General features: G+C 71.7%; 21 protein-coding genes. 19 read left to right on the plus strand and 2 right to left on the minus strand.

Annotation, left to right across the window (positions count from 1 at the left end; genetic code table 11):
• Positions 1–2 precede the first annotated feature (2 nt).
• The 4 genes from ACFWP2_RS24065 (at position 3) to ACFWP2_RS24080 (ending at position 5,360) form a co-directional block, all read left to right on the plus strand.
• A complete protein-coding gene (locus tag ACFWP2_RS24065) occupies positions 3–1,253 on the plus strand; it encodes a glutamate-5-semialdehyde dehydrogenase (RefSeq protein WP_380454738.1) in 1,251 nt (416 codons plus the stop codon).
• Positions 1,253–2,482 (plus strand): pyridoxal phosphate-dependent aminotransferase, encoded by a 1,230-nt coding sequence (locus ACFWP2_RS24070; protein ID WP_380454740.1) that lies wholly within the window; start codon positions 1,253–1,255, stop codon positions 2,480–2,482. The genes ACFWP2_RS24065 and ACFWP2_RS24070 overlap by 1 nt, the downstream gene beginning before the upstream one ends.
• Positions 2,483–2,655: 173 nt before the next feature.
• A complete protein-coding gene (locus ACFWP2_RS24075) occupies positions 2,656–4,008 on the plus strand; it encodes a hypothetical protein (protein WP_380454742.1) in 1,353 nt (450 codons plus the stop codon).
• A gap of 35 nt (positions 4,009–4,043) precedes the next feature.
• Positions 4,044–5,360: an MFS transporter gene (locus ACFWP2_RS24080; protein ID WP_380454744.1), complete on the plus strand. Its 1,317-nt coding sequence runs from the start codon at positions 4,044–4,046 to the stop codon at positions 5,358–5,360.
• Between the two features lie 181 nt (positions 5,361–5,541).
• Here the strand turns inward: ACFWP2_RS24080 and ACFWP2_RS24085 are convergent, their stop codons facing one another.
• On the minus strand, positions 5,542–5,868 hold the full coding sequence (locus ACFWP2_RS24085; RefSeq protein WP_380454870.1) for a hypothetical protein: 327 nt from the start codon (positions 5,866–5,868) through the stop codon (positions 5,542–5,544).
• Here ACFWP2_RS24085 and ACFWP2_RS24090 point away from each other — a divergent pair.
• The 15 genes from ACFWP2_RS24090 (at position 5,761) to ACFWP2_RS24160 (ending at position 23,506) form a co-directional block, all read left to right on the plus strand.
• Complete coding sequence (locus ACFWP2_RS24090) at positions 5,761–6,771, plus strand: NAD(P)/FAD-dependent oxidoreductase (RefSeq protein WP_380454864.1); 1,011 nt, start codon at positions 5,761–5,763, stop codon at positions 6,769–6,771. The two genes, ACFWP2_RS24085 and ACFWP2_RS24090, sit on opposite strands and share 108 nt — an antisense overlap.
• Before the next feature lie 90 nt (positions 6,772–6,861).
• Complete coding sequence (locus ACFWP2_RS24095; RefSeq protein WP_380454746.1) at positions 6,862–7,782, plus strand: dihydrodipicolinate synthase family protein; 921 nt, start codon at positions 6,862–6,864, stop codon at positions 7,780–7,782.
• A complete protein-coding gene (locus tag ACFWP2_RS24100) occupies positions 7,779–8,165 on the plus strand; it encodes an L-rhamnose mutarotase (RefSeq protein WP_380454748.1) in 387 nt (128 codons plus the stop codon). Before ACFWP2_RS24095 ends, ACFWP2_RS24100 begins: the two co-directional genes overlap by 4 nt.
• 6 nt (positions 8,166–8,171) lie before the next feature.
• Complete coding sequence (locus ACFWP2_RS24105) at positions 8,172–9,908, plus strand: HAD hydrolase-like protein (RefSeq protein WP_380454750.1); 1,737 nt, start codon at positions 8,172–8,174, stop codon at positions 9,906–9,908.
• Between the two features lie 57 nt (positions 9,909–9,965).
• Positions 9,966–10,664: an SDR family oxidoreductase gene (locus tag ACFWP2_RS24110; protein WP_380454752.1), complete on the plus strand. Its 699-nt coding sequence runs from the start codon at positions 9,966–9,968 to the stop codon at positions 10,662–10,664.
• Positions 10,665–10,678: 14 nt separating this feature from the next.
• A complete protein-coding gene (locus ACFWP2_RS24115) occupies positions 10,679–11,419 on the plus strand; it encodes an SDR family oxidoreductase (RefSeq protein ID WP_380454754.1) in 741 nt (246 codons plus the stop codon).
• 5 nt (positions 11,420–11,424) lie between these two features.
• Positions 11,425–13,266, plus strand: coding sequence for an asparagine synthase (glutamine-hydrolyzing) (gene asnB, locus ACFWP2_RS24120; protein WP_380454756.1), 1,842 nt, complete (start codon positions 11,425–11,427; stop codon positions 13,264–13,266).
• Between the two features lie 44 nt (positions 13,267–13,310).
• Entirely contained in the window at positions 13,311–13,901 is a 591-nt protein-coding gene (locus ACFWP2_RS24125) for a cupin (RefSeq protein WP_380454758.1), read from the plus strand.
• 116 nt (positions 13,902–14,017) lie between these two features.
• On the plus strand, positions 14,018–14,881 hold the full coding sequence (locus ACFWP2_RS24130) for a hypothetical protein (RefSeq protein ID WP_380454760.1): 864 nt from the start codon (positions 14,018–14,020) through the stop codon (positions 14,879–14,881).
• Between the two features lie 165 nt (positions 14,882–15,046).
• A complete protein-coding gene (gene ddaH / locus ACFWP2_RS24135; protein ID WP_380454762.1) occupies positions 15,047–15,913 on the plus strand; it encodes a dimethylargininase in 867 nt (288 codons plus the stop codon).
• A gap of 70 nt (positions 15,914–15,983) precedes the next feature.
• Positions 15,984–16,349, plus strand: coding sequence for a cupin domain-containing protein (locus tag ACFWP2_RS24140; protein WP_380454764.1), 366 nt, complete (start codon positions 15,984–15,986; stop codon positions 16,347–16,349).
• The gene (locus tag ACFWP2_RS24145; RefSeq protein ID WP_380454766.1) at positions 16,346–17,938 is read left to right on the plus strand and encodes a methionine--tRNA ligase; all 1,593 of its coding nucleotides are present in this window, start codon (positions 16,346–16,348) and stop codon (positions 17,936–17,938) included. Before ACFWP2_RS24140 ends, ACFWP2_RS24145 begins: the two co-directional genes overlap by 4 nt.
• A complete protein-coding gene (locus ACFWP2_RS24150) occupies positions 17,931–19,979 on the plus strand; it encodes an FAD-dependent oxidoreductase (RefSeq protein ID WP_380454768.1) in 2,049 nt (682 codons plus the stop codon). Before ACFWP2_RS24145 ends, ACFWP2_RS24150 begins: the two co-directional genes overlap by 8 nt.
• A 78-nt stretch (positions 19,980–20,057) precedes the next feature.
• The gene (locus ACFWP2_RS24155; protein WP_380454770.1) at positions 20,058–21,404 is read left to right on the plus strand and encodes a lysine N(6)-hydroxylase/L-ornithine N(5)-oxygenase family protein; all 1,347 of its coding nucleotides are present in this window, start codon (positions 20,058–20,060) and stop codon (positions 21,402–21,404) included.
• Positions 21,405–21,421: 17 nt separating this feature from the next.
• Positions 21,422–23,506 (plus strand): BTAD domain-containing putative transcriptional regulator, encoded by a 2,085-nt coding sequence (locus tag ACFWP2_RS24160; RefSeq protein ID WP_380454772.1) that lies wholly within the window; start codon positions 21,422–21,424, stop codon positions 23,504–23,506.
• Between the two features lie 121 nt (positions 23,507–23,627).
• Here ACFWP2_RS24160 and ACFWP2_RS24165 read toward each other — a convergent pair whose 3' ends face one another.
• Positions 23,628–24,977, minus strand: coding sequence for a condensation domain-containing protein (locus ACFWP2_RS24165; protein WP_380454774.1), 1,350 nt, complete (start codon positions 24,975–24,977; stop codon positions 23,628–23,630).
• Positions 24,978–25,022: the final 45 nt, after the last annotated feature.

Here is a 25,022-nt window from a genome sequence, read left to right on the forward strand (position 1 = left end):
TTGTGTCGGTAATCGACATCTGCCGTGCTGCCGCGGAGGCGACCGCCGCCGTCAAGAGGCTCACCACGGCGAAGAAGAACCAGGTGCTCCTGGACATGGCGGCCGCCGTCGAGCGCAACCGCGACTCGATCATCAAGGCGAACGAGCAGGACATCGAGGCCGCCCGTGCGGCCGGCATCACCCCGACCCTCATCGACCGCCTGACCCTGACCGACAGCCGGATGGCCGGTCTGGTGAACGCCATCCACACGGTGGCGTCGCTGGCGGATCCGGTCGGCGAGGTCGTCAAGGGCTGGACGCGGCCCAACGGGCTGCTGATCGAGCAGGTGCGGGAGCCGCTGGGCGTCATCGCGGTGATCTACGAGGCCCGGCCCAACGTCACCGCCGAGGTCGCCGCCCTCTGCCTGAAGACCGGCAACTGCGCGGTGCTGCGTGGCTCGTCCATGGCCGCGGCCACCAACGCCGCGATCATGGCGGCGCTGGCGGAGGCCATCGCCGAGCACGACGACGTGCCCGCCGCGGCCGTCCAGCTGATCTCGGACCCGTCCCGTGACGCCGCCCTGGAGCTCATGCGCGCCAAGGGGTACGTCGACCTGCTCGTCCCGCGAGGCGGCCCCGAGCTGATCGCCTCCGTCGAGAAGAACGCCACCGTGCCCACGGTGATCGACGGCGCCGGCAACTGCCACACCTACATCGACGGCTCCGCCGACCTCGCCATCGCGACCGCGGTCACGATCAACGCGAAGACCTCCCGGCCGAGCGTGTGCAACGCGATGGAGACCCTGCTGGTCCACGCGGACCTGGCGGAGTCCTGGCTGCCCGGAATCCTCGACGAGCTGGCCGAGGCGGGGGTGGAGATCCGTGGCGACGAGACCGTCCAGCGGGTCTGGCCGAAGGCGGTCGCCGCGACCGAGGAGGACTGGGGCACCGAGTACCTGCGGCTCGTCCTCGCGGTCAAGGTCGTTCCCGACGCCGACGCCGCCTTCGCGCACATCCGCCGGTGGGGCACGTCCAACGCCGAGGGCATCGTGGCGAAGGACATCGACGTGGCGCGGCGCTTCGCCCGGGAGGTCGACTCCGGCAGCGTCTTCGTCAACACCTCCACCCGGTACTCCGACGGCGGCGAGTTCGGCTACGGCGTGGAGATCGGCGTCTCCACCCAGAAGCTGCACGTGCGCGGACCGATGGGTCTGGAGTCGCTGACCACGGTGAAGAACGTGGTCTGGGGCAGTGGCCAGACGAGGATCGTCTGATGGCCGGACAGCCGCGCACCGCGACGAAGGAGCCGCTGCGCGCCTCCCGGCTGATGGAGGGCATCACCCAGGCGCTGTCGGTCCAGCACAACAACGTCGTCTACGACATGAAGGCCGCCGGACAGGACGTCATCACGCTGTCCCTCGGTGAGGCCTTCTTCGACCTGCCGCTCCCGGAGTTCGGCGGGCTCACCACGCCCGGCCTGCACCACTACTCGCACTCCCGGGGGCTGCCGGAGCTGCGGCGGCTGCTCGGCAAGTACTACGAGTCCAAGTTCGCGCTCCCGGTGGACCCGGACACCGAGGTGATCGTCACCGCGGGATCGAAGGCCGCCATCTACATGGCGCTGATGGCGATCCTCGACCCCGGGGACGAGGTGATCGTGCCGGAGCCGTACTGGCTGAGCTACCCGGCGCAGATCCGCCTGTGCAAGGGCGAGCCGGTGATGGTCGCCCACGACGTGCCGGTCTTCGACTTCGAGCGGTTCGTCACCGAGCGCACCCGCGCGGTCATCATCAACAACCCGAACAACCCGAGCGGGCACGTCTACACCCGTGCCGAGCTGGAGCACCTGCACGAACTGGCCGACCGCCACGGTCTCCTGCTGATCGTCGACGAGGCGTACAACGAGTTCGTGCCGCCGGGCCCCGAGTTCCTCGCGGCCGGGTCGCTCGACCCGGAGAAGAAGCACACGGTCACGGTCAACTCGATGTCGAAGAACTACGGCGTCTCGGGCTGGCGGATCGGCTACCTCATCGCCAACGAGCGGCTCACCGAGCAGATCCTGAAGATCAACCAGCATCTGGTCACCTGTGCGCCCACCATCCTGGCGGCGTACCTGTCCGAGCGCTTCGACGACCTCCTGGACGTCACCCGGCCGCAGATCCAGCGCACCGTCCAGCTGCGCAACCGGGTCGCCGGCTGGTTCGCGGACGCGGGCATCGACACCATGCCCGGCACGTCGACGTTCTACCTCTTCGTCCACCTGGGCGCCTCCGCCCTGGACTCCACCGGGTTCGCCGACCGGCTGCTGAGGGAGAGCGCGATCAGTGTGGTGCCCGGCATCGGGTACGGGGACTCGTGCGACCGCTACATCCGGGTCTCCGTGGGCAGCGAGTCCGAGGAGCGCATCGCCCGTGCCGTGGCCGCGATCCGGGACCTGATCGAGAGCACCACTCCCGAGCACCTGACCGCCGGCCTGCGTCCGAGGGTCGAGTCCGGGGTGTGACCCGGACGGAGCCGGGTGCGGCCGCCCCGAGCGCGCCCCTCCCCGTTCCGCGTCGTGCCGGTCGTGCCCGGCCGAGGAGCAAGCAGCAGTCCTGAGTCCTTTCCGGCCTCGCGAACCCGACCGCGAGGCCGGAGAGGACTCGTTCATCCGACAGCAACCCGAGGGGAAGGCCCATGACGAGGGACTCCGTCACACGCAGCTACGTCGAGCGGTGCCTGGAAGAGGGCAGCGCCTTGCGGGACCTCGCGAGCCGTGTGCCGTTCCCCAAGGAAGCCGAGGCCGACTACCGGAGCATCATCCTGCCCCGGCCGGTCTTCGTGCCGGACCGGTCCATCGCCAGGTGCGCCGACGACCTGGCAGCGCTGTTCCGGGTGCTGACCTCGCTGCCGGACCGGCTCTTCGGCGGGGACGTCGACGGGTACGCCCGGGAACTGGGCATCGACCCCAGGCGGGCGGCGCTGATCCAGCGGCTCGGCGGAGACATCACCCTGTACGGGCGCGCCGACCTCTACCGGGTCGAGGACTCCTTCAAGCTCCTCGAATTCAACGTCAACAGCACCGTCGGCGGGGTCTCCTGGTCGGACATCGCCAAGTACATGCTGGAGGTGCCGGAGTTCCGGGAGTTCGCCGACGAGCACGGCCTCGACTACGTCCACACGGGCGAGCGTCTGGTCCGGTCCCTGCGCGAAGCGGCGAAGCCCGTCACCGGCGGTGCGGCACCCGTCGTCGGCGCGGTCGACTGCGACGGCGCCATGGCCAAGTACCGGAGCATGTACCTGAGCCTCCAGGAGATGATGCGCGGCTTCGGCATCGAGATGGTCCTCGGCGAGCTGAGCGAGGTGCGGGAGAAGGGCGGGAGGCTGTACCTGCACGGCCGGCCGCTGGACGTCATCGCGCGCTACTTCACGGTGGAGGAGGTGGTGGCGAGTCCTGACGGCGAGAGGACGCTGGAGCCGATCTTCCGGGCGCACGAGGAGGGACGCGTGGTCCTGTGGACCACGATGCGCACCGGACTGGTGCACAACAAGGGCTGCCTGGCGATGCTGTCCGACCAGCGGTGGCGTGACGCCTTCTCGGCCGAGGAGAAGGCGCTGATCGACCGGATCCTGCCCTGGACCCGTGTGCTGGACTCCGGGACCGTCGAGGCCGGGGGAACCACGGTGGATCTGCTCGACTACTGCGGGGAGCACCGCGAGAAGCTCATCATCAAGCCGGTCAACGGGTATTCGGGGATCGGCAGCCACGCCGGCTGGGAGAAGTCCGACCGGGAGTGGCGGGAGCTCCTGGACGGGGCCCTGGGCAGCGGGTACATCGTCCAGGAGAGGGTCGTCCCGGATCCGGAACCGATCGTCGATCCGGAGAGCGGGACGGTCGAGGACTACGACTCCGTCTGGGGTGTCTTCGTCACTCCGGAGGGATACGGAGGGGCTCAGGTGAGGGCCACCCCGTCGGGTGGTCAAGCGGTCATCAACCTGGGCGCCGACCGGCGTGTCAAGGTGGGCCCCGTGTTCCGTCACGCTTCCTGAGACTGCGATTCCTGAGACAGCGGAGGACTCCACGAATGACTCGATCCCGGACCGGCGGAGGCGAGCCTCCCCAGGCGGTGGGAACGGAAACCCCGATCGCGGGCGGAGCGGAGCGGGAGAGCGGCGCCGCCGGCGAACCGTCGATCTTCGGGAACCGGAACTTCAGACGGCTCTTCACCGCCAACACCGTCAGTCTGTACGGTTCGCAGGTCAGTTACCTGGCCGTGCCGCTCACCGCGGTCACCGTGCTCGACGCGAGTCCGGCGCAGGTCGGACTGCTCGGGGTGCTGAGTACGGTCTCCTTCCTCCTGGTGGGCCTCCCGGCCGGCGTCTGGGTCGACCGCATGCCCCGGCGCCCGATCATGTTCACCGCCGACTTCGGGCGGGCACTGCTGCTGGGGTCGATACCCGTGGCGTGGCTCCTCGGGGCCCTGACCCTGACGCAGCTGTACGTGGTCGTGTTCGTGAGCGGGACCTTGACGGTCTTCTCCGACATCTCCGCGCAGAGCTTCCTGCCCTCCATCGTGCAGCGGGAGCGCCTGCTCCAGGCCAACGGGTACATCGGCAGCGTCAGGGAGAGTTCCGGAGTCGCCGGGCCCAGTCTGGGCGGTCTGCTGCTCCAGCTGATGGCGGCCCCGGTCGCGGTCGTCGTGGACGCGTTCGGCTTCCTCCTGTCGGGATTACTGATCTCCCGGATCGACCGGGTGGACGAGTCCCACACGGTCGCCGAGAAGAAGGCGCTGTACCGGGGGATCTGGGACGGGGTGAGGTTCGTCTTCTCCCACCCCCTGCTCCGCCCGATCGCGACGGCCGGGGCGATCACCAACTTCTCCCTCCAGATGGTCACGATCATGCTGCCCCTCCTCTTCGAGCAGGTCCTGCACCTCTCCGCGTGGAGGTTGGGCCTGTACCTGGCCGTGGGGGGCATCGGCTCGCTGATCGGCGCGTACACCGGGCCGCGGCTGGCGGAGCGGGTGGGACAGGGCCGTGTGCTGTGGCTCGCCGGTCTGGTCACCGCGCCGTTCGCCGGCCTGGTGCCGCTGATCGGTGATGGAGCGATGTACTGGGTGTCCGCCGTCTGCTGGCTGGTGGTCACGTACCGCATGGGGATGAACAGCGTGGTCCTGGTGAGCTTCCGGCAGCGCGTCACCCCGAACGAGCTGCTGGGCCGCATGAACGCGACCATGCGGTTCGCCCTGACCGGAGCCACCGCGCTGGGTGCGGGGGCCTCGGGGCTCGTCGGACAGTTCTTCGGCGTCCGCGCGTCGCTCTACGTCGGGGCGGTCGGGCTGGCGGTCGCCTGGCTCCCCTACGTCTTCTCACCGCTCCGGCGAATGAGAACTCTCCCGTAGGAGCCGTCTTCAAACCCGTGTGTGCGGACAAGCCGGCGGCGTGCCGCTCCGCTCATCGGGGCGGTACGCCGCTGCGCGCACTCGTCGTCCGCGCACCATCCAGATCGCTGACGATCCATCAGGGTTCAATGGAGGGCGACAATGTGACCTAGATCTCTTGCAGAGGCCGGGGTGTCATGATCTACTTCGGCTTGCCGTCTTGACGCCAGTTCGTCAACTCACCAACTCGCTCCGGTTTCATGAGAATTGAGTGAGGGTCAGGAAAACAGCAGGCCAGCTGGTTCGTCTGACGGTAGGTTAAAAGCCGGTCTCTGGGGGGGGAGAGGGGAAAGCTTTGCTTGTCGGTAGGTCTGAAACGCTGGACGCCGTCATCGTCGGCGGCGGCATCGTGGGTGCCGCCGTGTTCCATGAACTCGCAGATCGCGGCGCCCGCGTGTGCCTGGTCGAGCAGGATCGGACGGGGCTCGGAACCACGGCATGGAGCGGCGGCATCGTGCGCTGCTACCATGACGATCCGGTCCTCGTGGAGCGCGGGATACAGGGGCTCTCCTTCTTCCGAAGCTTTGCGGAGCGAACCGGGATCCACGCGGACTTCACCGAGACCGGATTCCTCTACATACCGCACCCGAACAGGTATGAGCAGGCCCGGATCCTGACGGACCGCATCTCACAGTCCTTCCCCGCGCAGTTGCTCTCCGCCGCCGACCTGGACCGCAAGTTCGGTCATATCCTCGGCGAATCCGCCGAATTCGCGGTGTGGGAACCGCAGGCCGGCTATCTCGACGCCACGCAGGTGACGCGGGCGCTCGTCCGGTCCGCGGTCCGCAAGGGCGGCCGGTTGCTGGAAGGCGTCCGGGTCGACGGCCTGAACCGGGTGGAGGGGCGAGTCCGCGGAGTGCGGGGGAGCACGGGCGTGCTGGCGGCCGACGCGGTGGTCCTCGCCGCCGGCGCCCACACGCCGCGGCTCCTCGACTCCTGGGGCATCCCGCACGACCTCTGGGCACAGGCCATCCAGGTCGAGCTGCGCGGCGTCGACGCGGCGCCGAAGGACCACCCCGCGTACATGGACGACGTCCTGTCCGTCAACGGCAGACCGGACCCGGACTCCAACGGGATGCTGCTCGGCCACCCCACCGGGCACCGCATCGACGGTGCGATCGAACGCACCGCCGTCGACCCGCAGCAGTCCCGGCTGGCCGTGACGGCCGGGCGGCGGCGCTTCACCTGGGTCGACGCGAGCGTGCCACTCGGGGGCTTCAGAGCGGCGGAGTGCTACGCCCCGGACGGGCGGGGCCGCGTCGGGTGGGTTCCGGAGGAGCCCGGCCTGATGCTCGCCACCGGCTTCAACGGAGGCGCGTTCAAGCTGGCCCCGTGGGCCGCCGGGGAAGCAGCCCGGCTGCTGGCCGGCTGAGCACCCGACCGCCGCAGTCCCCACTTCAGTTCCACGGCAGTCCATCTCCGACTGCCGTGCCTCCGCCATGCCCACATGAAAGGTGGATCGATGTCCCAGGACATCAAGGGAGTTCTCCCCGTCGTCCTCATGCCGTACACCGAAGACGGATCGAGGGTCGACGAGGACGACTTCCTCTCGCAGACGGAGTTCATGTTCCAGGCCGGCTGCAACGGTTTCGTCGTGGGCCAGGTGTCCGAGGTGCTGCGGCTGACCCACGAGGAGCGGCTGCGGGTCGCCGAGCTGTCGGCCAAGGCGGCCCAGGGCCGGGGCGTCTCCATCATGAGCACCGGCGCCGAGACGCCCCAGGCGGCGGTGCAGTACTCCCGCCACGCGCAGGAAGCCGGCGTCGACGCCCTTCTCGTGATGCACCCGGCGACGATCCCGCTCGACGACGACGGCATGGTCGCCTACTACAGCGAGGTCATCGAGGCCGTCGACATCCCCGTGATCATCCATCACGCCAAGAGCCTGGCGAAGCAGCCGCTGAGCATCGCCGCCCAGGTGCGGCTGCTGGAGGAGTACGGCGAGGACCGCGTGCTCTTCAAGCCGGAGGCGCAGCCGACGCCGCCGCGCGTCAGCCTGCTGCGCGACGCGACCGGGGGCCGGGCCCGCATCTTCGAGGGCGACGGCGGGATGATGCTGCTCGACTGCCACCGACGCGGCCTGACGGGCACCATCCCCGCCACCGAGATCGCCGAGATCGTCGTGGCGCTCTGGAACCTGCTCGAGCAGGGCAAGCGCGCCGAGGCGGAGCGGATCGGGCACCCGCTGTCCTACCTCATGTGCCACATGATGAACAGCACCGACTACTACGTGTCCATCGCCAAGCGCTTCCTCAAGGAGCGCGGAATCGTCAAGAGCACGCACGTGCGCGGCCCGAGCCGGCACGTGCTCGACGACGAGACCTGGACCGAAGTCCACCACACCTACCAGAACCTCGTTTCTCTCGCGAAGGAGCTCAACCGATGAAGAACCACGCCTTCACCATCCGCCTCAAGGACGCCGCCGCCGCCGAGAAGTACATCGGGCTGCACCGTGACGTCATCCCGGAGATCGTCGCCCCGGGCGGCGCGCTCGACACCATCGGCGTCCGCAAGCTGCAGATCTTCTTCATCGAGCCGCTGATGCTGTTCATGTACGTCGAGGCCGAGGACCACTTCGACCCCACCCGTGACTTCCTGCGCGCGAACGACCTGCACCCGGCCGTGCAGGAGTGGGACGACATGATGCACGCCGACGGCGGCCTCCTCGTCCGGCACGAGAACCACGGCAACAAGCTGAACTGGGCCGAGATGCAGCGCATTCACCACGTGGACTTCACCAACACGCTGCCCGACCTCGACGGGAAGTGAGCCCCCATGGACCGCGTCGGGCTGACCGTTCTCGACTGCACGCTGCGTGACGGTGGTTACTACACCAACTGGAACTTCGACACCGCGCTCGTCGAGGAGTACCTGGCCGCCTGTCCGGGGCTCGGCATCGACGTGGTGGAGCTGGGCTACGTCCGTTTCGCCAAGGACGGGTTCGGGCCGTACGGACAGCTTCCCGAGGGGCTGACCCCCAACCTGCGCGAGGCTCTTCCCGCGGACCACGCGCTGCGCTTCGCCGTGATGGTGGACGCCACCGACATGGTGGCTCTGCCCCAGGCGGACGTGGGCGGCCTGCTCAGGGAGAAGCTGGCCCCCGGCTCGCTTCCGGTGGACCTGGTGCGGGTCGCGGTGCGCTACGACAAGGCGGCCGGCGCCGCGGACGCGGTCCACTCGCTCCGCGAGGCCGGGTACGGGGTCTGCGTCAACCTCATGCAGATCGACCTGGCCACCGCGGACGAACTCTCCGCCTGCGTGGACGCCGTGGTCGCGATGGGCCCGCTCGAAGCGGTCTACATCGCCGACTCGCTGGGGTCCCTGCGGCCGGAGCGCACCGCCGAACTGGTCGAGCTGTTCCGCACCGGACAGGACGCCCCGGTCGGCATCCACGCCCACGACAACCAGGGCTTCGCCCTGCACAACACGGTCGTCGCGGCGGAGCACGGCGCCCTGTGGCTGGACGGCACCGCGTACGGCATGGGCCGCGGCGCCGGCAACACGCGCATCGAGCAGCTGCTCGCCGTCCTGGGCGAGGGCGCGGACCGGATGCGGCCGCTGCTGGAACTCATCGTGCGGCACTTCCACCCGCTGATGGACCGGTACCGGTGGGGCCCCAGCGGCCTCTACGCGATCGCCGGGATGCGCGACATCCACCCCACCTACGTCCAACGCGTCGAGGAGAACGCCTCGTTGGGCGCGGAGGAGAAGCTGAAGGCCATCGGCTTCCTCGCCGGGGTCCCGTCCGCCGGGTTCTCCGCGGCCCTCCTGGACGAGGCCCTCGCCCACGCGGCCGGAGAGCGCCTGGCGGACGTCCTGGCGCGCTACCGGGTGGTCGTCTTCGACCTCGACGGTGTGCTCGTCGACTCCAACGAGCTCAAGGTCGAGTGCGTCCGCGCCGCGTTCGACGGCTTCCCGGCCGAGCTGGTCGAGCGGTTCACGGACGAGTTCCGGCGCACGTTCGGCCGGTCCCGGCGGGAGCACTTCGTCGAGTTCCACCGCGTGAGCGTGGAACACGGCCTGGCGGGCCCGGACTTCGAGGAGTTCTACGACCGGTACGCGGGCGCGTACGCGGACCGGCTGGCCCACCTCTACCCCGCGGCGCCGCTGTGCGCGGGAGCCGCGGAGACGGTCCGGCACCTGGCCGACCGGGACGTCCCGCTCTACGTCGCCACGGGCACGCCCCGCGGCGAGGCGGACAAGGTGCTCGCCGCCGGCGGACTGCTCGGCGCCTTCCGCGCCGTGCTCGGCGGGGAGGAGCCGAAGTCCCGCCGGCTCGCGGAGATCCTGCGGGACGCCGGGGTCGACGCGCGGGACGTGGTGCTGGTCGGGGACTCGCGGCAGGACGTCCTGGCCGCGGACGAGACGGGAATTGACTTCGTGTTGGTGACCCGGTACGGATTCTTCCCACCCGATCAGGTCCTCCAGGACCGTGTCGGGCGCCCGGCCCGGATCGTCACCGAACTGGGTCCGAACGCTCCGGTCAGGCTCCTGGCCGGGCAGGACGACTGACCCAGGACGGTCCGGGCGTCGGCGGAACAGAGCACCGAGCCACACAGGAGGAACACAGTGACGGACAGCAGGCAGCCGGTGGTCATCTCCGGGGTGACCAAAGGGCTCGGACGGGCCCTGGCCCGACGCTTCGCCGCACTGGGCCATCCGGTGGCGGGGTGCGGCCGCAGCGCCGACGCGCTGAGCGAGCTGACGTCCGAGCTGGGTGACGGCCACCGCTTCGAACGGGTCGACGTCACCGACGCCGAGTGGGTCGACGCCTGGGCCGAGCGGGTACACCGCGACCTCGGGGCACCTGGTCTGGTCATCGCCAACGCCGGCGCCATCACCGGCCAGGCCCCGGTCTGGGAGGTCCCGCCGGAGGACTTCGACACGGTGATGCGGGTGAACGTGGGCGGCGTCTACGCGATGACGCGGGCGTTCCTGCCGCGCATCGCGGACGGCGGCGCCCTCGTCACCATCTCGTCGGGCTGGGGGCGCAACCCCCGGGGCATGCTCGCCGCGTACACGGCGAGCAAGTTCGCGGTCGAGGGGTTCACCCGGGCCGTGGCCCAGGAGGCGGCCCAACTGCGCCCGGGCGTCCGGGTGGTGGCCGTCGACCCGGGCGGCGGCGTGGACACCGCGATGCTGGCGACCTGCCTGCCCGAGGAGCACCACACCTACCCGACCGCCGACCAGTGGGCCGAGAACGCCGTCGACTACCTACTCCACCGCCTGCCGGCGCACAGCGATGCGACCGGCCTCACCATCGACTGAGGAACACCGCACTCATGAACAACACACGCGTTGTCGTCACCGGCGCCGCCCGTGACTTCGGCCGGACCCTGGCCATCCGGTTCGCCCAGCTGGGCGCCGAGGTCTACCTGTCCGCCCGCAGCCTGGAGGCGGCGCAGGCGACCCGCGACGAGATACTCGCGCTCGGCCACGACAAGGTCCACGCCTTCTCCTGCGACCTGACCGACCCGGCCTCGGTGCGGGAGTTCGCCGAGCAGGTCGGCAAGCTCACCGACCGGGTGGACATCCTCCTCAACAACGGCGCCATGTGGCTGGAGGGTTACGACCTCGGCACCGCCACCGACGAGCAGATCATGGCGACCGTCACCTCCGGCGGCGCCGGCACCGTCCTGATGGTCAAGCACTTCCTGCCGCTGCTGCGCGCCTCGGAGCGCCCCGACATCGTCAACATGGTCTCGGTGGCGGGCACCCAGCGCTCCGACTCGTGCACGGGCAGCCCGGCCTTCTACGCCGCCAAGGGCGCCCAGGCGAACGCCGCCGAGATCCTGTCCCAGCGGCTGCGCCCGGAGGGCGTGCGCGTCATCTCGCTGTACCCGCCGGACTTCGAGAACGTGGACCCGCTGGGCGAGGACTGGGAGACCACCGACCGCCGGGCCGGAGCGCCGCTCACCGCGCAGTCGCTGATCGACTGCGTGCTGTTCGCCGTGAACCAGCCCAGGGACTGCTTCATCCGCTCCTTCAACTTCGAGCCGGTGTCCAAGGCCACCAAGGAATAGCCGACATGTGTGGAATAGCCGGTTGGTACTCGCCCGTCCGCGACCTCGTCCACGAGCGCGCGACGGTCGAGGCCATGACCGACACGATGGCCCTGCGGGGGCCCGACGCCGGGGGCGTGTGGTTGCGCCCCCGGGTGGCGCTCGGGCACCGCAGGCTCGCCGTCATCGACATCGAGGGCGGGGCGCAGCCCATGGTCGTCGACGCGGCCGGGGGAGAGGTGGCGCTCACCTACAGCGGCGAGCTCTACAACTTCCGTGAGCTGCGCGACGAGTTGCGCCGGCGCGGCCACCGCTTCGGCACCGCCAGTGACACCGAGGTGGTGCTGCGCTCCTACCTGGAGTGGGGCGAGGCCTTCGTCGAACGCCTCAACGGGATCTACGCGTTCGCGATCTGGGACGGGCGCACGGAGCGGCTGCTGCTGATCCGTGACCGGCTCGGCGTCAAGCCGCTCTACCACTACCGCCTGGGCGACGACGTCCTGTTCGGCTCCGAGCCCAAGGCGATCCTCGCCAACCCCGCCGTCCCGCGCGCCGTCGACCTGGCGGGCCTGCGCGAGGCGTTCTCCTGGATCCGCACCCCGGGCCACGCGGTGTGGCGGGGGATGTCCGAGGTGCGGCCCGGCACCCTGGTCACGGTGGACCGCGACGGGCTGCGCGAGCACACCTACTGGGAACTGGAGGCCACCGCCCACGAGGACGACACGGACACCACGGTGGAGCGCGTCCACGAGCTGCTGTCGGACATCATCCGACGCCAGCTGGTGACCGACGTGCCGCGCTGCACCCTGCTCTCGGGCGGCCTGGACTCCAGTGTCATCACCGCCTTCGCCCAGCGTGAGCTGGGCGAGGCCGAGCGGATCCGCAGCTTCTCCGTGGACTTCGCCCAGCACGGCGAGCGCTTCACGGCGGACCGGTTCCGGGACTCGCCGGACGCCCCCTTCGCCCGTGAGGTCGCCGAACGGGCCGGCACGCTCCACACGAACGTCGTCCTCGACGCGCAGCGGATGGCCGCCCCGGAGGTGCGCCGCGCGGTCGTGGGCGCGCGCGACCTGCCGACCGGCTTCGGAGACGCCGACAACTCCCTCTACCTGCTCTTCCAGGAGATCAGGAAGGGCTCCACCGTGGCCCTCTCGGGGGAGTCGGCGGACGAGGTCTTCGGCGGCTACAAGTGGATGCACGACCCGTCGGCCCAGCACGCGGACGACTTCCCCTGGGTGAACCACACCCATGTCACCAGTCCGCACACCGGGATCGAGGTGTTCACCCCCGAACTGCGCGCCGCCCTGGACCTGCCGGAGTACATCCGGCAGGGCTACGCGGACGCCGTGGCGCGGGCCCCGCGCCTGGCGGGGGAGAGCGGACTCGACGCCCGGATGCGGACGCAGATGCACCTGCACCTCACCCGGTACATGCGCATCCTCCTCGACCGCAAGGACCGGCTCAGCATGGCGGCCGGGCTGGAGGTCCGCGTCCCGTTCTGCGACCACCGCCTGGTGTCGTACGTCTTCAACACGCCGTGGTCCATGAAGACCTTCGACGGCGCGGAGAAGAGCCTGCTGCGCGCCGCCGCCAGGGACGAGCTGCCCCGGTCGGTGATCGAGCGCAGGAAGGCCCCCTACCCCTCGACGCAGGACCCGGCGTACACGGGCGAGCTGCTGCGGCAGGCCTCCGACGTCCTGGCCGACGGCAGCCACCCGGTCCAGGAGCTCACCGACCGGCGGGTGCTGAAGGAGGCCCTGGGCCGGCGCCCGGAGGAGGTGTCCCCCGGGTTGCGGACGGGGCTGGAACGCTGGCTCGACATGGCGACCTGGCTGGACATCCACCGCCCCACGCTGCAACCCGCCTGACCCCGGGCGGTCCGCCCCACAGGGAAACAGAGAAGGGGACACCCATGGCACTGCTCCACGTCACGCCCGAGACGGACGCCGGCCGGACGCTGCTGCGCACCCGGGACGACCGGCGGATCGCCGAGGTCCTGGCCCCGCTGGGCGTGCGGTTCGAGAACTGGGAGACCGGCCGGGTCGACCGGGACGCCCCCGACGCGGCACTGATCGACGCCTACCGCCCGGAGATCGAGTCCTTCGACTCCGACGGCCGGGCCCGCAAGGCCGAGACCATCACGGTGCGCCTCGACGAGACCAACCAGGAGTGGGTCGAGGACGTCCTGGCCTCGCGCCGGAAGTACTTCAACGAGCACACCCACTCCGAGGACGAGATCTGGTTCTTCGCCGACGGCGGAGCCTGCTTCTACATCCGGGCGCAGGGCAGGGTCCACATCCTGGTGGCCTCCGACGGCAACCTGCTGTCGCTGCCCGCCGGCACCCGTCACTGGTTCGACATGGGGCTGCGCCCCGACTACCGCGCCATCCGTCTGTACCTCACGTCGGAGGGATTCGACGGCGAGTTCACCGGGAACAAGATCGCGGACGGGTTCCCGTACGTGGAGGACGTCGTCCGCGAGGACCCCGCGACGACGGGGTGACCCGGGTCGCCGACGTGCACTTCGAGGATGGACGCGCCGGACCGCCGTGACCGGCGGCGGTCCGGCGCGTCCACCGGACACCTTTCCAATGCTCAATCGGGGGAGCTCATCACGTCATGACGAACAGCAAAGTGGTCCAACACGAGACCGTACGGAACATCGATCCCCAACTCGCCTTCGAGACAACCTGTTTCAGCGACCGGCAGGCGCTCGACCGGTACCTGGCGGACGCCGCGGGCAGCCTGAAGGTGCTCCGGCCCGAGTTCTCGGCCGACACCGGGTCCGCGCTCTTCACCGGCCCGGACCGGCCGCTGCCGGACGACGAGCTCGACGGGCTGTGGCGCGAAGGCGGCCGGGTCGTCGTCCACGACCACGTCCCGGGCACGCCCTACTTCGCCAACGGCGTCATGGTGGACGGGCGGCTGTGCCTCACCGACACCTGGCGCTGCTACACCATGGACGTGGGGCCGCGCTCGCTCCTCACCTCCGTGGTGAACGTCCTGCCCGACTCGGCGGAGGTCAGGCTGCTGCGGGACCGGCTGCAGCCGCTGGCCGCGGCGACGACGGACGGCGACGGGCCCGTCTGCTTCGAGGTCGTGCTCGGCGGCGACCAGGTCAAGGTGGTGAAGTTCGCGCACCGGGTCGCCGGGGCGCCGCTGCCGGACCTCTGCGCACACGTGGGCATCGCCGGCCAGTCCGGGCAGGACGCCCAGGCCCCGGACGGGTTCGTGGCCGACTACGCCTTCAAGGTGCGGCGCGGCGGCACCCTGAGGGAGATCACCCGTCTGGACGAGGTGCGCCGCCTCGCCTCGTACCGCGAGGACCTCTTCATGCCGGCGCTCGGCGGTCCCGTCGAGCGCACCGTGGACGAGGGCGCCGGCGCCATCGTCCTGCTCAGGCACGCTGACGAGAGCGTGCTCCTGCGCGACATCGCGTTCCTCCAGGAGCTCAACCGCTCCGGGGTGTTCGTCGTCGACTGATCCGGCCGACGTCCGCCCCCTCTCCACCTTCCACAGACGCCTCACCCCGCACAGACGCCCCGGTGCCGATCGCACCGCCGAGGCGGGCTGTCTCGCGCCCATCGCCCGGTCCACCCTCCCGGGCCTCCGGTGGGCCGGTTCTCGTCTACGCAAAGGGAAACAACCATGCCGTACTCAGATCCCATCGCCCCCACCGACCGACCCGGATCGCTCGCCAAGCGGCCGAAGCGGACCGCGACGCCCAAGCGGATCCTGATGTGCGCTCCCCGGTACTTCGACGTCACCTACTCCATCAACCCGTGGATGCACCCGGAGAAGCCGTCGGACGCCGGCAGCGCGCTCGTCCAGTGGGAGCGGCTGCGCGACCTCTACCGGGAACTCGGCCACACCGTCGAACTCGTCGAACCGATCCCCGGACTGCCCGACATGGTCTTCGCGGCCAACGGCGCCACCGTGGTGGACGGCAAGGTCCTCGGGGCGCGCTTCCGCCACATGGAGCGCACCGCGGAAGGCCCCGCCTACCTGGAGTGGTTCCGCGAGCAGGGCTACACCGACGTCCACTGGCCGGAGTTCATCAACGAGGGCGAGGGCGACTACCTGCTGGCCGGACGCCGCCTGCTGGCCGGCACCGGGTTCCGCAGCGACCCCCGCTCGCACCTCGAGGCGCAGGAGTTCTTCGGCGTCCCCGTCACCGGACTGACCCTGGTGGACCCCCGCTTCTACCACCTCGACACCGCGCTCGCGGTGCTGTCCGAGGAGGAGGTCATGTACTTCCCCGAGGCGTTCTCCGCCGGCAGCCAGGCCGTGCTGCGCGAGCTCTTCCCGGACGCGATCCTCGCGACCGAGGCGGACGCCGAGGTGTTCGGGCTGAACGCCTTCAGCGACGGCCGGCACGTCCTGCTGCCGAGCGCCGCGACGCACCTCGCCGGGGAGCTCCGCAAGCGGGGCTTCGAGCCCATCGGGATCGACCTGCCCGAGCTGCTCAAGGCCGGCGGCGGCGCCAAGTGCTGCACCTTGGAACTGCGCGGCTGACGTGATCCCCGGCGCCTGAGAAGACCCGCACACCGATTCACCGCCCGTACGTAGTGAGAGGACTCGACCGTTGATCACGAAGATCCGCATCGACCGGAACTCCGCCGCCGAGGAGTTCGGCATGCGCTGCCAGCGGATCATCCCCTGGGCAGGCGCCGGGGAGGAGCCGCCGGTCGGCGCCATGGCCTGCTTCCTGCCGGCCGGCAGCAGCTCCGCTCCTGACTGTCATGACCAGGACGAGGTCATGATCGTCATGTCCGGGACCGGCCGGATCACCCTCGACGGCGAGGACACGTCCTGCGGCGCCGGCGACGTGGTGGTACTGCCCCGCAACCAGGAGCACGTGGTGCACAGCACCGGCGACTCGGAGCTCCAGTGGGTCTCCTTCTACTGGCCGCTGCACGAGCCCGCCAAGGACGGGGAGGTCTCCGCATGAGCACCGCCGAGTGGATCACCGCCACGCCGCCCACCCCCAACGGCCCCCTGCACCTGGGGCACATGGCGGGCCCGTACCTCGCGGGAGACGTGCTGCGCCGCTTCCTCGCCGCCGACGGCGTGGACGTCCGCTACACCACCGGCCTCGACGACCACCAGAGCTACGTGCCGGTGCGCGGCCTGAAGGACGGCGGCCTCAAGGGCGAGGAGGTCGCCGACCACTACGGCGACTCCATCGAGGACGTGTGGCGCCGGGCGCACGCGGACTTCGACACGATCGTCCGCCCGCGCCGCACCGCCGGCTACCAGGCCCACGTCCAGGACTTCTTCCGGGAGCTCCACGACGCCGGCCACATCGTCGCGCGCACCCGCCCGCTGCCGTACTGCACCGGCTGCGAGCGCTGGCTGTACGAGGCCTACGTCAAGGGGGACTGCCCGCACTGCGGCTCCGCCTCCAACGGCAACGCCTGCGAGCCGTGCGGCCGCCCCAACGACTGCGGCGACCTGCGCGACCCCGTCTGCACCGGCTGCGGCGCCCCCGCCGAACCGCGCGACTGCGAGCGGCTCTACTTCCCGCTCGCCCCCTTCGCCGAACAGCTCCAGGACTTCTGGCAGCGCGTCGACATGCCGCCGCACCTGCGCGCCCTGTGCGAGCGGATGCTGCACGACGGCCTGCCCGAGATCGCCGTCAGCCACCCCTCCGACTGGGGCGTGCCGGTCCCCGTCGACGGCTTCCGCGACCAGCGGGTGTACGTCTGGTTCGAGATGGCCCCGGGATACCTCATCGAGTGGGAGCAGTGCGGCACCGGCCACCCGGCGCCCGGGCCCGTGCAGTTCTTCGGCTTCGACAACGGCTACTTCCACGCCGTGCTGAACCCGGCCGCCTTCCTGGCCCGCTCCGCGGACGCGGCGCTGCCCCGCGCCTTCGTCGTCAATGAGTTCTACCGCCTGGAAGGGCTGAAGTTCTCCACCAGCCGCGGCCACGCCGTCTGGGCCCGGGACGAGCTCGCCCGCACCAGCGCGGACGTGCTGCGCTACCACGTCCTGTCGGACCGCCCCAACGGCCGTCAGACCAACTTCACCCCGGCGGCGCTCGAACGCAGCCGACAGCACCTCGCCGAGGCCTGGGACGGCTGGCTGCACGGCCTGCTGACCACGGTGGCCGAGGAGTTCGGCGGCGTCGTGCCGCAGGAGCGCCCGCGGGGAGCGGCCTGGAACCGGCTCCAGGGCCGGCTGGCCCGACTGGCCGACGAGCTGCGGGACGCCTACGGAGTGGCCGGCTACGACACCCGCCGCGCCGTCGCCCTGCTCGACGAAGTCGTCGCCCTGGCCACGGACTTCGGGCACGTCCACAGCCACGAGCGGGACCGCCCCGAGGGGGCGGCCGCACACCGCTCGGCCGTCGTCGCCCAGCTTGCGGTCGCCGTCGGCCTCGCCGCCTGGGCCGCCCCGGTCCTGCCCGCGGCCTCGGCCCGCCTCGCGGAGCTCCTCGGCGTCCCGGCGGGCCGCCGGGTGGACGCGGCGGCGATGGCCGCCCCGCCGGCCGGCACCCCGCTCGCCGTTCCCGACACGGCGGTGTTCGGTGGCTGAGGCGGGCACCGCGGCCGACGACCGCCCGGCGCGCCCGGCGCGCGTCGCGGTCGTCGGCCCCTTCTCCGGTCCGCGCGCCGCCTGGGGCGAACTCCTCGAACACGCCGCCGCGGCGCACGACGGCGTGCGGTGGGAGTTCCACGACGACCGGGGTGACGCCATCGTCGCCCGCGAGGTCGCCGAGACGATCGCCGCCGACGGCGGCCACGCCCTGGTCGTCGGCCACTTCAACAGTGCCGGCGCCCGGCTCGCCCTCCCGGTCTACCGCTCCGCGGGCCTGCCGCTGCTGCTCCCGCTGGCGACCGCGCCGCGCCTGCTGGACGGGCCGGCCGGCGCCGCACTGCGCTGGTGCCCGGACGACCTGGCCCAGCTCGTCGAACTGCGCTCCGCGGTCCGCGAGGCGGGGCACACCCGCCTCGCGGTGGTGGACGACGGCGGCACCTACGGCGCCGTCCTCGCCCAGCTCCTGCGCGGCCTGCCCGCCGACGGTCTGCGGCTCGTGGACGTGGCCGAGGCCGACGCGCTCGTCGTCTGCGGCACCCACGTGGGTGCCGCGCGGGAAGCCCGGGCCCGGCGGGCGGCGGGCTTCCCGGGGACGCTGTACTTCACCGACGACTGCGCGGTCGACGAGTTCCCCGGACTCCTCGGGGACGCGGGCGGCACCGCGAGCGTGGTCCGGCTGCGCGGCGGCGCCCCCGCCTACGTCGAGTCGACCCTCGCCACCGCCGCCGCCGTCCTCACCGCGCGCCCGGAGCTCACCGGGACGGCGCTGCTGGAAGCCCTGCGCGCCCACGCGGACCGCCGCTTCACCCCCGAGGGGGACCCGGAACCGAGCGCGACCGGCCCCGGCTGGGAGGTGGTCCCGCTGGACCCGCCGCCCTCCCGGCCCGCGGCGGCCCAGCACGGCGCCGGGCACGACGGCTCCGGGCACGACGGCGCCGGGCACCACGGCAAGACCTACGACGTGCTGGTGATCGGGGCCGGCGTCCTCGGCTCCGCCACCGCCGACCTCCTGGCCCGCCAGGGCCTGCGCGTCGCCATGACGGCCCCGTCGGCCGAGGACCCGGCGGCGACCCGGTACTCCGGCGGGCTCGTCCGGGCCTACGAGGCGGACCCGGCCCTGCGCGAGCTCGCGCTGCGCAGCCACCGGCTGGCCTGGCGCGAAGGCGCCGCCCGGCGCGGCCCGAGCGGCTTCCGGCGGACCGGCTCCCTGGTCCTGCTCGGCGAGGCGGACCTGGACGAGGCCGCGAAGGGCGTGGCCGAGCTCACCGGCGCCGGGATCGAGGCCGCCCTCCTCGCCCCGCGCGAACTCGACGACCGCTTCCCGGGACTCCGCACCCAGGACGTGGCCGGCGCGGTGTGGGAACCGGGCGGAGGCTACGCCGACCCGGCCGCCGCCTGCCTCGGGTACCGCCAGGAGGCCGCCACGCACGGGGCCTTCGTCCTGCCCGGCCGGGTCCGGCGGCTGGACCGGCGGCCGGACCACGTCCAGGTCACCCTGGAACAGGGCGAGGCCGGGGCACGCGCCGTGGTCCTCGCGGCCGGCGCCGGAACCCCGTGGATCCGCGGACACGGCCTCTCGGCGACCGCGGAGGCGCCCGTCGCGACGCCCCGCACCAAGCGCATCCGCTACGCCTTCTTCCGGCTCCCCGGGAACCCGGCCACGCCGACCGTGACGGACCTCGTCACGGGGCTGTGGGCCCGCCCGCAGCACACCGGGCTCGGCGCGGGCGGCTGGCTGGTGGGCCGCCCGGTGGACGAGTGGGACGTCCCGCCCGGCGGCGCGGACGCCGTCACCGCCGCCCAGGCCGAGCACATCCGCGAGGCCGCCGTCCGGCGCTGGCCCGGGATCGAGCGGGCCGAGTTCCTCGGCGGGCGCCACGGCGTCGACCTGTTCACGGCCGACGGCCGCCCGCTGATCGGCCGGGACCCCTCCGAGCCGCGCCTCGTGTTCGCCACGGGCGGCTCCGGCGCGGGCTTCAAGACCGCTCCCGCCGTGGCGGAGTCGGCAGCCGCCCACGTCGTCGAGGCACTCGGGTGAGGTGACCCGCCTCCGCCCTTCCGGTACCGCACACCAGAAGCCCTCCGCCGGGGCTTCACGATCGAGAGACGCTCAACGATGACCTACCTGAACCCGCTGCCCGAACTCGACCAGCCGGACACCGTCTACGACATCGTGGGCGTGGGCTTCGGCCCGGCCAACCTCGCCCTGGCCATCGCCATCGAGGAACACAACGAGACCGTGGCCCCGGACCAGCGGCTGACCGCCGCCTTCCTGGAGAAGCAGCCGACCTTCGGCTGGCACCGCGGCATGCTCCTCGAGGGCGCCACCATGCAGGTGTCCTTCCTCAAGGACCTCGCGACGATGCGCAACCCGAACAGCCGGTTCAGCTTCGTGTCGTACCTGCACGACCAGGGCCGCCTGGTGGACTTCATCAACCACAAGGTGCTCTACCCGAGCCGTGAGGAGTTCCACGACTACCTGCGCTGGAGCGCCGCCGGCGTGGACCACATGGTGCGTTACGGCCTGGAGGTCACCGTCGTCGAGCCGGTCGAGGACAGCGCGGAGCACGGCCCGGTCCGCGAGGTCCAGGTGACCGCACACGGCGTCGACGGCACCGAGCGGGTCACCTACCGGGCCCGCAACCTCGCTCTCGGGACCGGGCTCGTCCCCTGCATGCCCGAAGGCGCCGTCCGCTCGCCGCGGGTCTGGCACTCCAGCGAGTTCCTGCACCGCCTCGCGGAGTTCCCGGCCGAGGCGCCGCGCCGCTTCGTCGTGGTCGGCGCCGGGCAGAGCGCCGCCGAGGTCGCCGACCACCTCCACCGCACCTTCGACGGGGCCCAGGTCTGCGCCGTGCTCTCCCGCTACGGCTACAGCCCGGCGGACGACAGCCCGTACGCCAACCGCATCTTCGACCCCGAGGCGGTGGACCTCTACCACGGCGCGGACCCCTCCGTCCGCAGCCGGCTCATGGACTACCACCGCAACACCAACTACGGCGTGGTCGACATCGACCTCATCGACGAGCTGTACCGGCGTGCCTACCAGGAGAAGGTCCGGGGCGAGAACCGGCTGCGCATCATGGGCACCGCCCGGGTCACGCACATCGAGGACGGGACCGACGCGGTGACCGTCCACGTGCGGAACCTGGCGGACGGATCCGTGGAGCAGCTGACCGCGGACGCCATCGTGTACGCCACCGGCTACACCGAGCCCGACCCCTCCGTGCTGCTCGGCGACCTGGCCGGGACCTGCCGACGCGACGAGAGCGGCCGCCCGCTGGTCCACCGCGACTACCGGATCCACACCGACGAGACGGTCGAGACGGGCATCTACCTGCAGGGCGGTACGGAACACACCCACGGCATCACCGGAAACCTGCTGTCCATGGTCGCCGTCCGGGCCGGTGAGATCCGAGCCTCGCTGGTCGCCCGCCGCCGGGCCTCGGTCACCGTCCCGGCCTGAGAGGCGTGAGGCGAACGATGCGTCAACCACCTGTGAAGTACCGCGTCCTGGGACCGGTCGAGTACCACGACGGGGAGAACTGGGTCGCCGTCAAGGCCGCCAAGCAGCGGGCGCTCCTGGCCGTCCTGCTCCTGAACGCCAACCACCTGGTACCCGCACAGCAGCTGCACTCGGAACTGTGGAGCGACGGATCGTCGAGCCACGTGGGCAGCCTGCTCGCCGGCTGTGTGTGGCGGCTGCGCGCCGCCATCGGCGACTCCGAGGGGAAGTCCCTCCTCACCCGGCCCACCGGGTACCAACTGGCCGTGCCGTCCGGCGGACTCGACCTTCACGCGTACGAGTCGCTCGTCGCCTCCGGACGCACCCAGCGCGCCTCGGGGAACCCGGTCGAGGCCCTGAGGTCCTTCAGCGCCGCGCTCGACCTCTGGCGGGGCGCCCCCCTCGCCGACGTCGCCCTCACCTCCTCGATCATGGCCGAGTCCGCGCGGCTGGAGGAGTCCCGGCTGGCGGTGATGGAGGCGAAGCTCGGCGTCCAGATCGCCCTGGGAGCACACGAGGACATCCTGCCCGAGCTCAAACTCCTGGTCGCCCAGCACCCGTTGCGGGAACGGCTCCACGAGTACCTGATGACGGCGCTGTACCGGACCGGGCAGCAGGCCGAGGCGCTGGGGGTGTACCGGGACCTGCACCACCTGCTCGCGGACGAGTTGGGCATCGACCCGAGCCGGCCGCTGCGCGAGCTCCAGCAGCGCATCCTGGAGGAGGACCCGCGCCTCAACGACGACGGGGCCGTCCACCAGGCGGTGACGGTGTCCGCTCCCGGCGAGCCGGTGGTGTCCGCCTCCGGCGCGGCGGCGGTGCCCGCGGGGGCGGCACCGCGGCTGCTCCCGCGTCAGCGCGCGCCGTTCGTCGGCCGGACGTCCGAACTCGACGGGCTCGTCCGGCTGCTGTCCGAAGGCCGCCCGGCGGTCGCGATCCACGGGCCGGCCGGGTCGGGCAAGAGCGTCCTGGCCGTCGCGGCCGCGCACGCCGCGGCGGGGGAGTTCCCCGGTGGGCAGGTCCACGTGGACATGAGGGGCACGGCGGGCGGCTCCGCGCTGCGGCCCGAGCAGGCGATGGAGGTGATCCTGGCTTCGTTCGGGATCGAACCGGGGAGCGGGGAGGCGGCGGCGCTGCGCACGGGCGCCGGTCCGGCCGGCCGCCGGGCCCTGGTCGTGCTCGACAACGTCCGGGACTCCGCGCAGATCCGGGAGCTCCTGCCCGCGACGCCCGGGATCTCCTTCCTCGTCACGAGCCGGTCGCCCATCGCGGGCACGGACGGCCTCACCCACCTGCGCCTGGGAGGGCTGACCGAGTCCGCCTCGATCGACCTGCTCAGGCGGAGCGTCGGCGCACCGCGCGTCGACGCGGAACCCGCCGCCGCCGCCGAACTGGTGAGGTCCTGCGACTACTCGCCCTTCGCCCTGCGGCTCGCCGCGGACCGGCTCGCGACCCGGCCCGACTGGACGGTCGCGGACTTCGCCCGGTACGTGGCCGAGCCGCACCAGCGGCTCGACTTCCTGGCCGACGGCGACGTCAGCCTGCGGGACTCGCTGATGGCGAGCGTCCGCCTGCTGGCCGGCGGGACCGGCGAGAGCGACACGGACGGCCGGTCCGGCGGGAGGGACGCGGCGGCGGTGACGGCACTGCGGCGCCTGGGCTTCCTCGATCGGACCGTCGTCACCGTCGAGGCGCTGGCCGTGCTCCTCGGTTCGTCGGAGGGCGAGGCCCATCGGATCGCCGAACGGCTCGTCGATGTCGGTCTCCTCGAATCCCTGGCGATCGACCGCTACCGGGTTCCGCAGAGCGTCCGGGCCCTGGCGCGGGAGCTCGCGGGCTCGGACCGCGAGGACGCCGAGGCCGTACGGCGCGTCGTCGACCACTACGCCGGCGCCGCTCAGGACCAGCCGGGACCGGCTCACGGAGCCTGGGACCGGGCGGAGCGGGAGACGCTCAGGGCGCTGGTCCCGCGCGACCGGACCGGGGCCCTGGCGGAGTCCCTCGGCGGAACGCGGTACGTGCTGCGCGTGAGCGGATCCCGCTCGGCACTCATGCCGTCGTAGGGCCCGGCCGGCGGACTCCCGCCGGGGGAGCGGCCGGCGGGGAAGGGCCCGAACGGGGTGACAGCCGTTCGGGCCCTTCCCGTTCGGGCCTCTTCCGTTGCGGGACGGACCGGGGCGGGGGCTACCGCGCGGCGGGAGCGGACCGGGTCCGCACCCGCAGATCGCCCACCGGCCGGTCCGGGTCCGCCGCGGCCGCGACCAGGACCTCGTCCAGGTCGCGCATCATCCCCAGCACGGTCTCCTCGTCGTACGCCTCGGTGTTGTACTCGGTCACGGTGAGGATCCCGTCCTCGCCGTCCCAGTAGCTGACGACCATGTCGGCGCGGGCGGCGCGGTTCGGCGCCTCCAGCATGGTCAGGCGGATGTCGCCGAGGCTGAGGTCCCGGGCGATCGGCCCGAGGTAGTTGAGGGTCAGCTTGACGTTGGTCAGACGTGCCCGGGTCTCCTCCGGGAGGCTCGCGTGCACGACCGGGTACGGCACGCCCTGGTGGCCCAGCAGGTTCCAGGTCGCGTCCCGCGCCTCCCCGATCACCTCACGGAACGACGCACCGTCGCCGACCGTGGCACGGACCAGGCAGGCGTTGCTGATGAGTCCGACCAGGGCCAGCTCGTTCCGGGTGGTCCGGTTCATGCTGCGGACCCCGATGGTCGACTCCTGTTCCCCACCCCGCGCCAGGACGATCTGCCAGGCGGCCAGCATCACGGAGAACGGCGTGGCGCCGAGTTCCTGGGCCAGTGCCGCACGTGCGGCGTCGGCCCGCTCGGTGAACCGGTAGTCCACGGTCGCGCCGGGGTCCCCGACCGCCGTGGGCCGGCCCAGCTCGCGGTCGTGGGCGACCGTGGTGAGGGTGACCCCGTCGAGCGCCGTGCGCCAGTGGTCGATGGTCCGCCGCCAGGTGCCCTTCGCCTCCTGGGCGCGCAGCTTCTCGGCGTAGGCGTGGAAACTGACGGCGTCGTGGGGGAAGGACGGCTCCTCGCCCCGGGCCAGGCTCGCGTACGCGGCGGAGAGCTCGTCGAACAGGACGTTCATTCCCCAGCCGTCCACCGCGATGTGATGGATGATCAGGACGATCTCTTCCTGTGCGCCGATCCTGACCAGGGCCAGCCGGCCCATGGGGCCCTCGTCGAGCCGGAACTCCCGCAGGTGCAGTTCCGCGGCGACGCGCGCGAACTCGTCGGCGGCCTCACCGGCCTCCCGCACGTCCGGCTCGATCAGCAGCGCGGCGGCGTCCACCGTCGGCTCGGTGATCATCGTCAGCTCGCCGTCGCGCACCTCGAACCGGGACCGCAGGCATTCATGGCGGTCCGTCACCGTCTGCCAGGCGGCGGCGAGCGCGTCGAAGTCGACGTGACCGGCGCATCCCAGGCGCCAGGTGATGTGGTACACGGACCGGTCCCTGGTGGTCCGCAGGGTGTGCCACCGGGCAGCCTGCTGGGCTGTCGCCGGGATGGCCAGAGAGCTGGTGGTCATGCTCGTCTCCTCGGTCACTGAACGACCTGTACAACCTGTGCGACC

Origin of the sequence: Kitasatospora sp. NPDC058444, assembly GCF_042721415.1 — a bacterium.
Taxonomy (GTDB): domain Bacteria; phylum Actinomycetota; class Actinomycetes; order Streptomycetales; family Streptomycetaceae; genus Kitasatospora.

Coding starts and splice junctions, on each gene's coding strand:
- ACFWP2_RS24100 (WP_380454748.1), top strand. CDS start 7,779: ATGAAGAACCACGCCTTCACCATCCGCCTCAAGGACGCCGCCGCCGCC.
- ACFWP2_RS24130 (WP_380454760.1), top strand. CDS start 14,018: ATGACGAACAGCAAAGTGGTCCAACACGAGACCGTACGGAACATCGAT.
- ACFWP2_RS24165 (WP_380454774.1), bottom strand. CDS start 24,977: ATGACCACCAGCTCTCTGGCCATCCCGGCGACAGCCCAGCAGGCTGCC.
- ACFWP2_RS24155 (WP_380454770.1), top strand. CDS start 20,058: ATGACCTACCTGAACCCGCTGCCCGAACTCGACCAGCCGGACACCGTC.
- ACFWP2_RS24125 (WP_380454758.1), top strand. CDS start 13,311: ATGGCACTGCTCCACGTCACGCCCGAGACGGACGCCGGCCGGACGCTG.
- ddaH (WP_380454762.1), top strand. CDS start 15,047: ATGCCGTACTCAGATCCCATCGCCCCCACCGACCGACCCGGATCGCTC.
- ACFWP2_RS24080 (WP_380454744.1), top strand. CDS start 4,044: ATGACTCGATCCCGGACCGGCGGAGGCGAGCCTCCCCAGGCGGTGGGA.
- ACFWP2_RS24115 (WP_380454754.1), top strand. CDS start 10,679: ATGAACAACACACGCGTTGTCGTCACCGGCGCCGCCCGTGACTTCGGC.
- ACFWP2_RS24075 (WP_380454742.1), top strand. CDS start 2,656: ATGACGAGGGACTCCGTCACACGCAGCTACGTCGAGCGGTGCCTGGAA.
- ACFWP2_RS24145 (WP_380454766.1), top strand. CDS start 16,346: ATGAGCACCGCCGAGTGGATCACCGCCACGCCGCCCACCCCCAACGGC.
- ACFWP2_RS24105 (WP_380454750.1), top strand. CDS start 8,172: ATGGACCGCGTCGGGCTGACCGTTCTCGACTGCACGCTGCGTGACGGT.
- ACFWP2_RS24095 (WP_380454746.1), top strand. CDS start 6,862: ATGTCCCAGGACATCAAGGGAGTTCTCCCCGTCGTCCTCATGCCGTAC.
- asnB (WP_380454756.1), top strand. CDS start 11,425: ATGTGTGGAATAGCCGGTTGGTACTCGCCCGTCCGCGACCTCGTCCAC.
- ACFWP2_RS24070 (WP_380454740.1), top strand. CDS start 1,253: ATGGCCGGACAGCCGCGCACCGCGACGAAGGAGCCGCTGCGCGCCTCC.
- ACFWP2_RS24160 (WP_380454772.1), top strand. CDS start 21,422: ATGCGTCAACCACCTGTGAAGTACCGCGTCCTGGGACCGGTCGAGTAC.
- ACFWP2_RS24085 (WP_380454870.1), bottom strand. CDS start 5,868: ATGGTAGCAGCGCACGATGCCGCCGCTCCATGCCGTGGTTCCGAGCCC.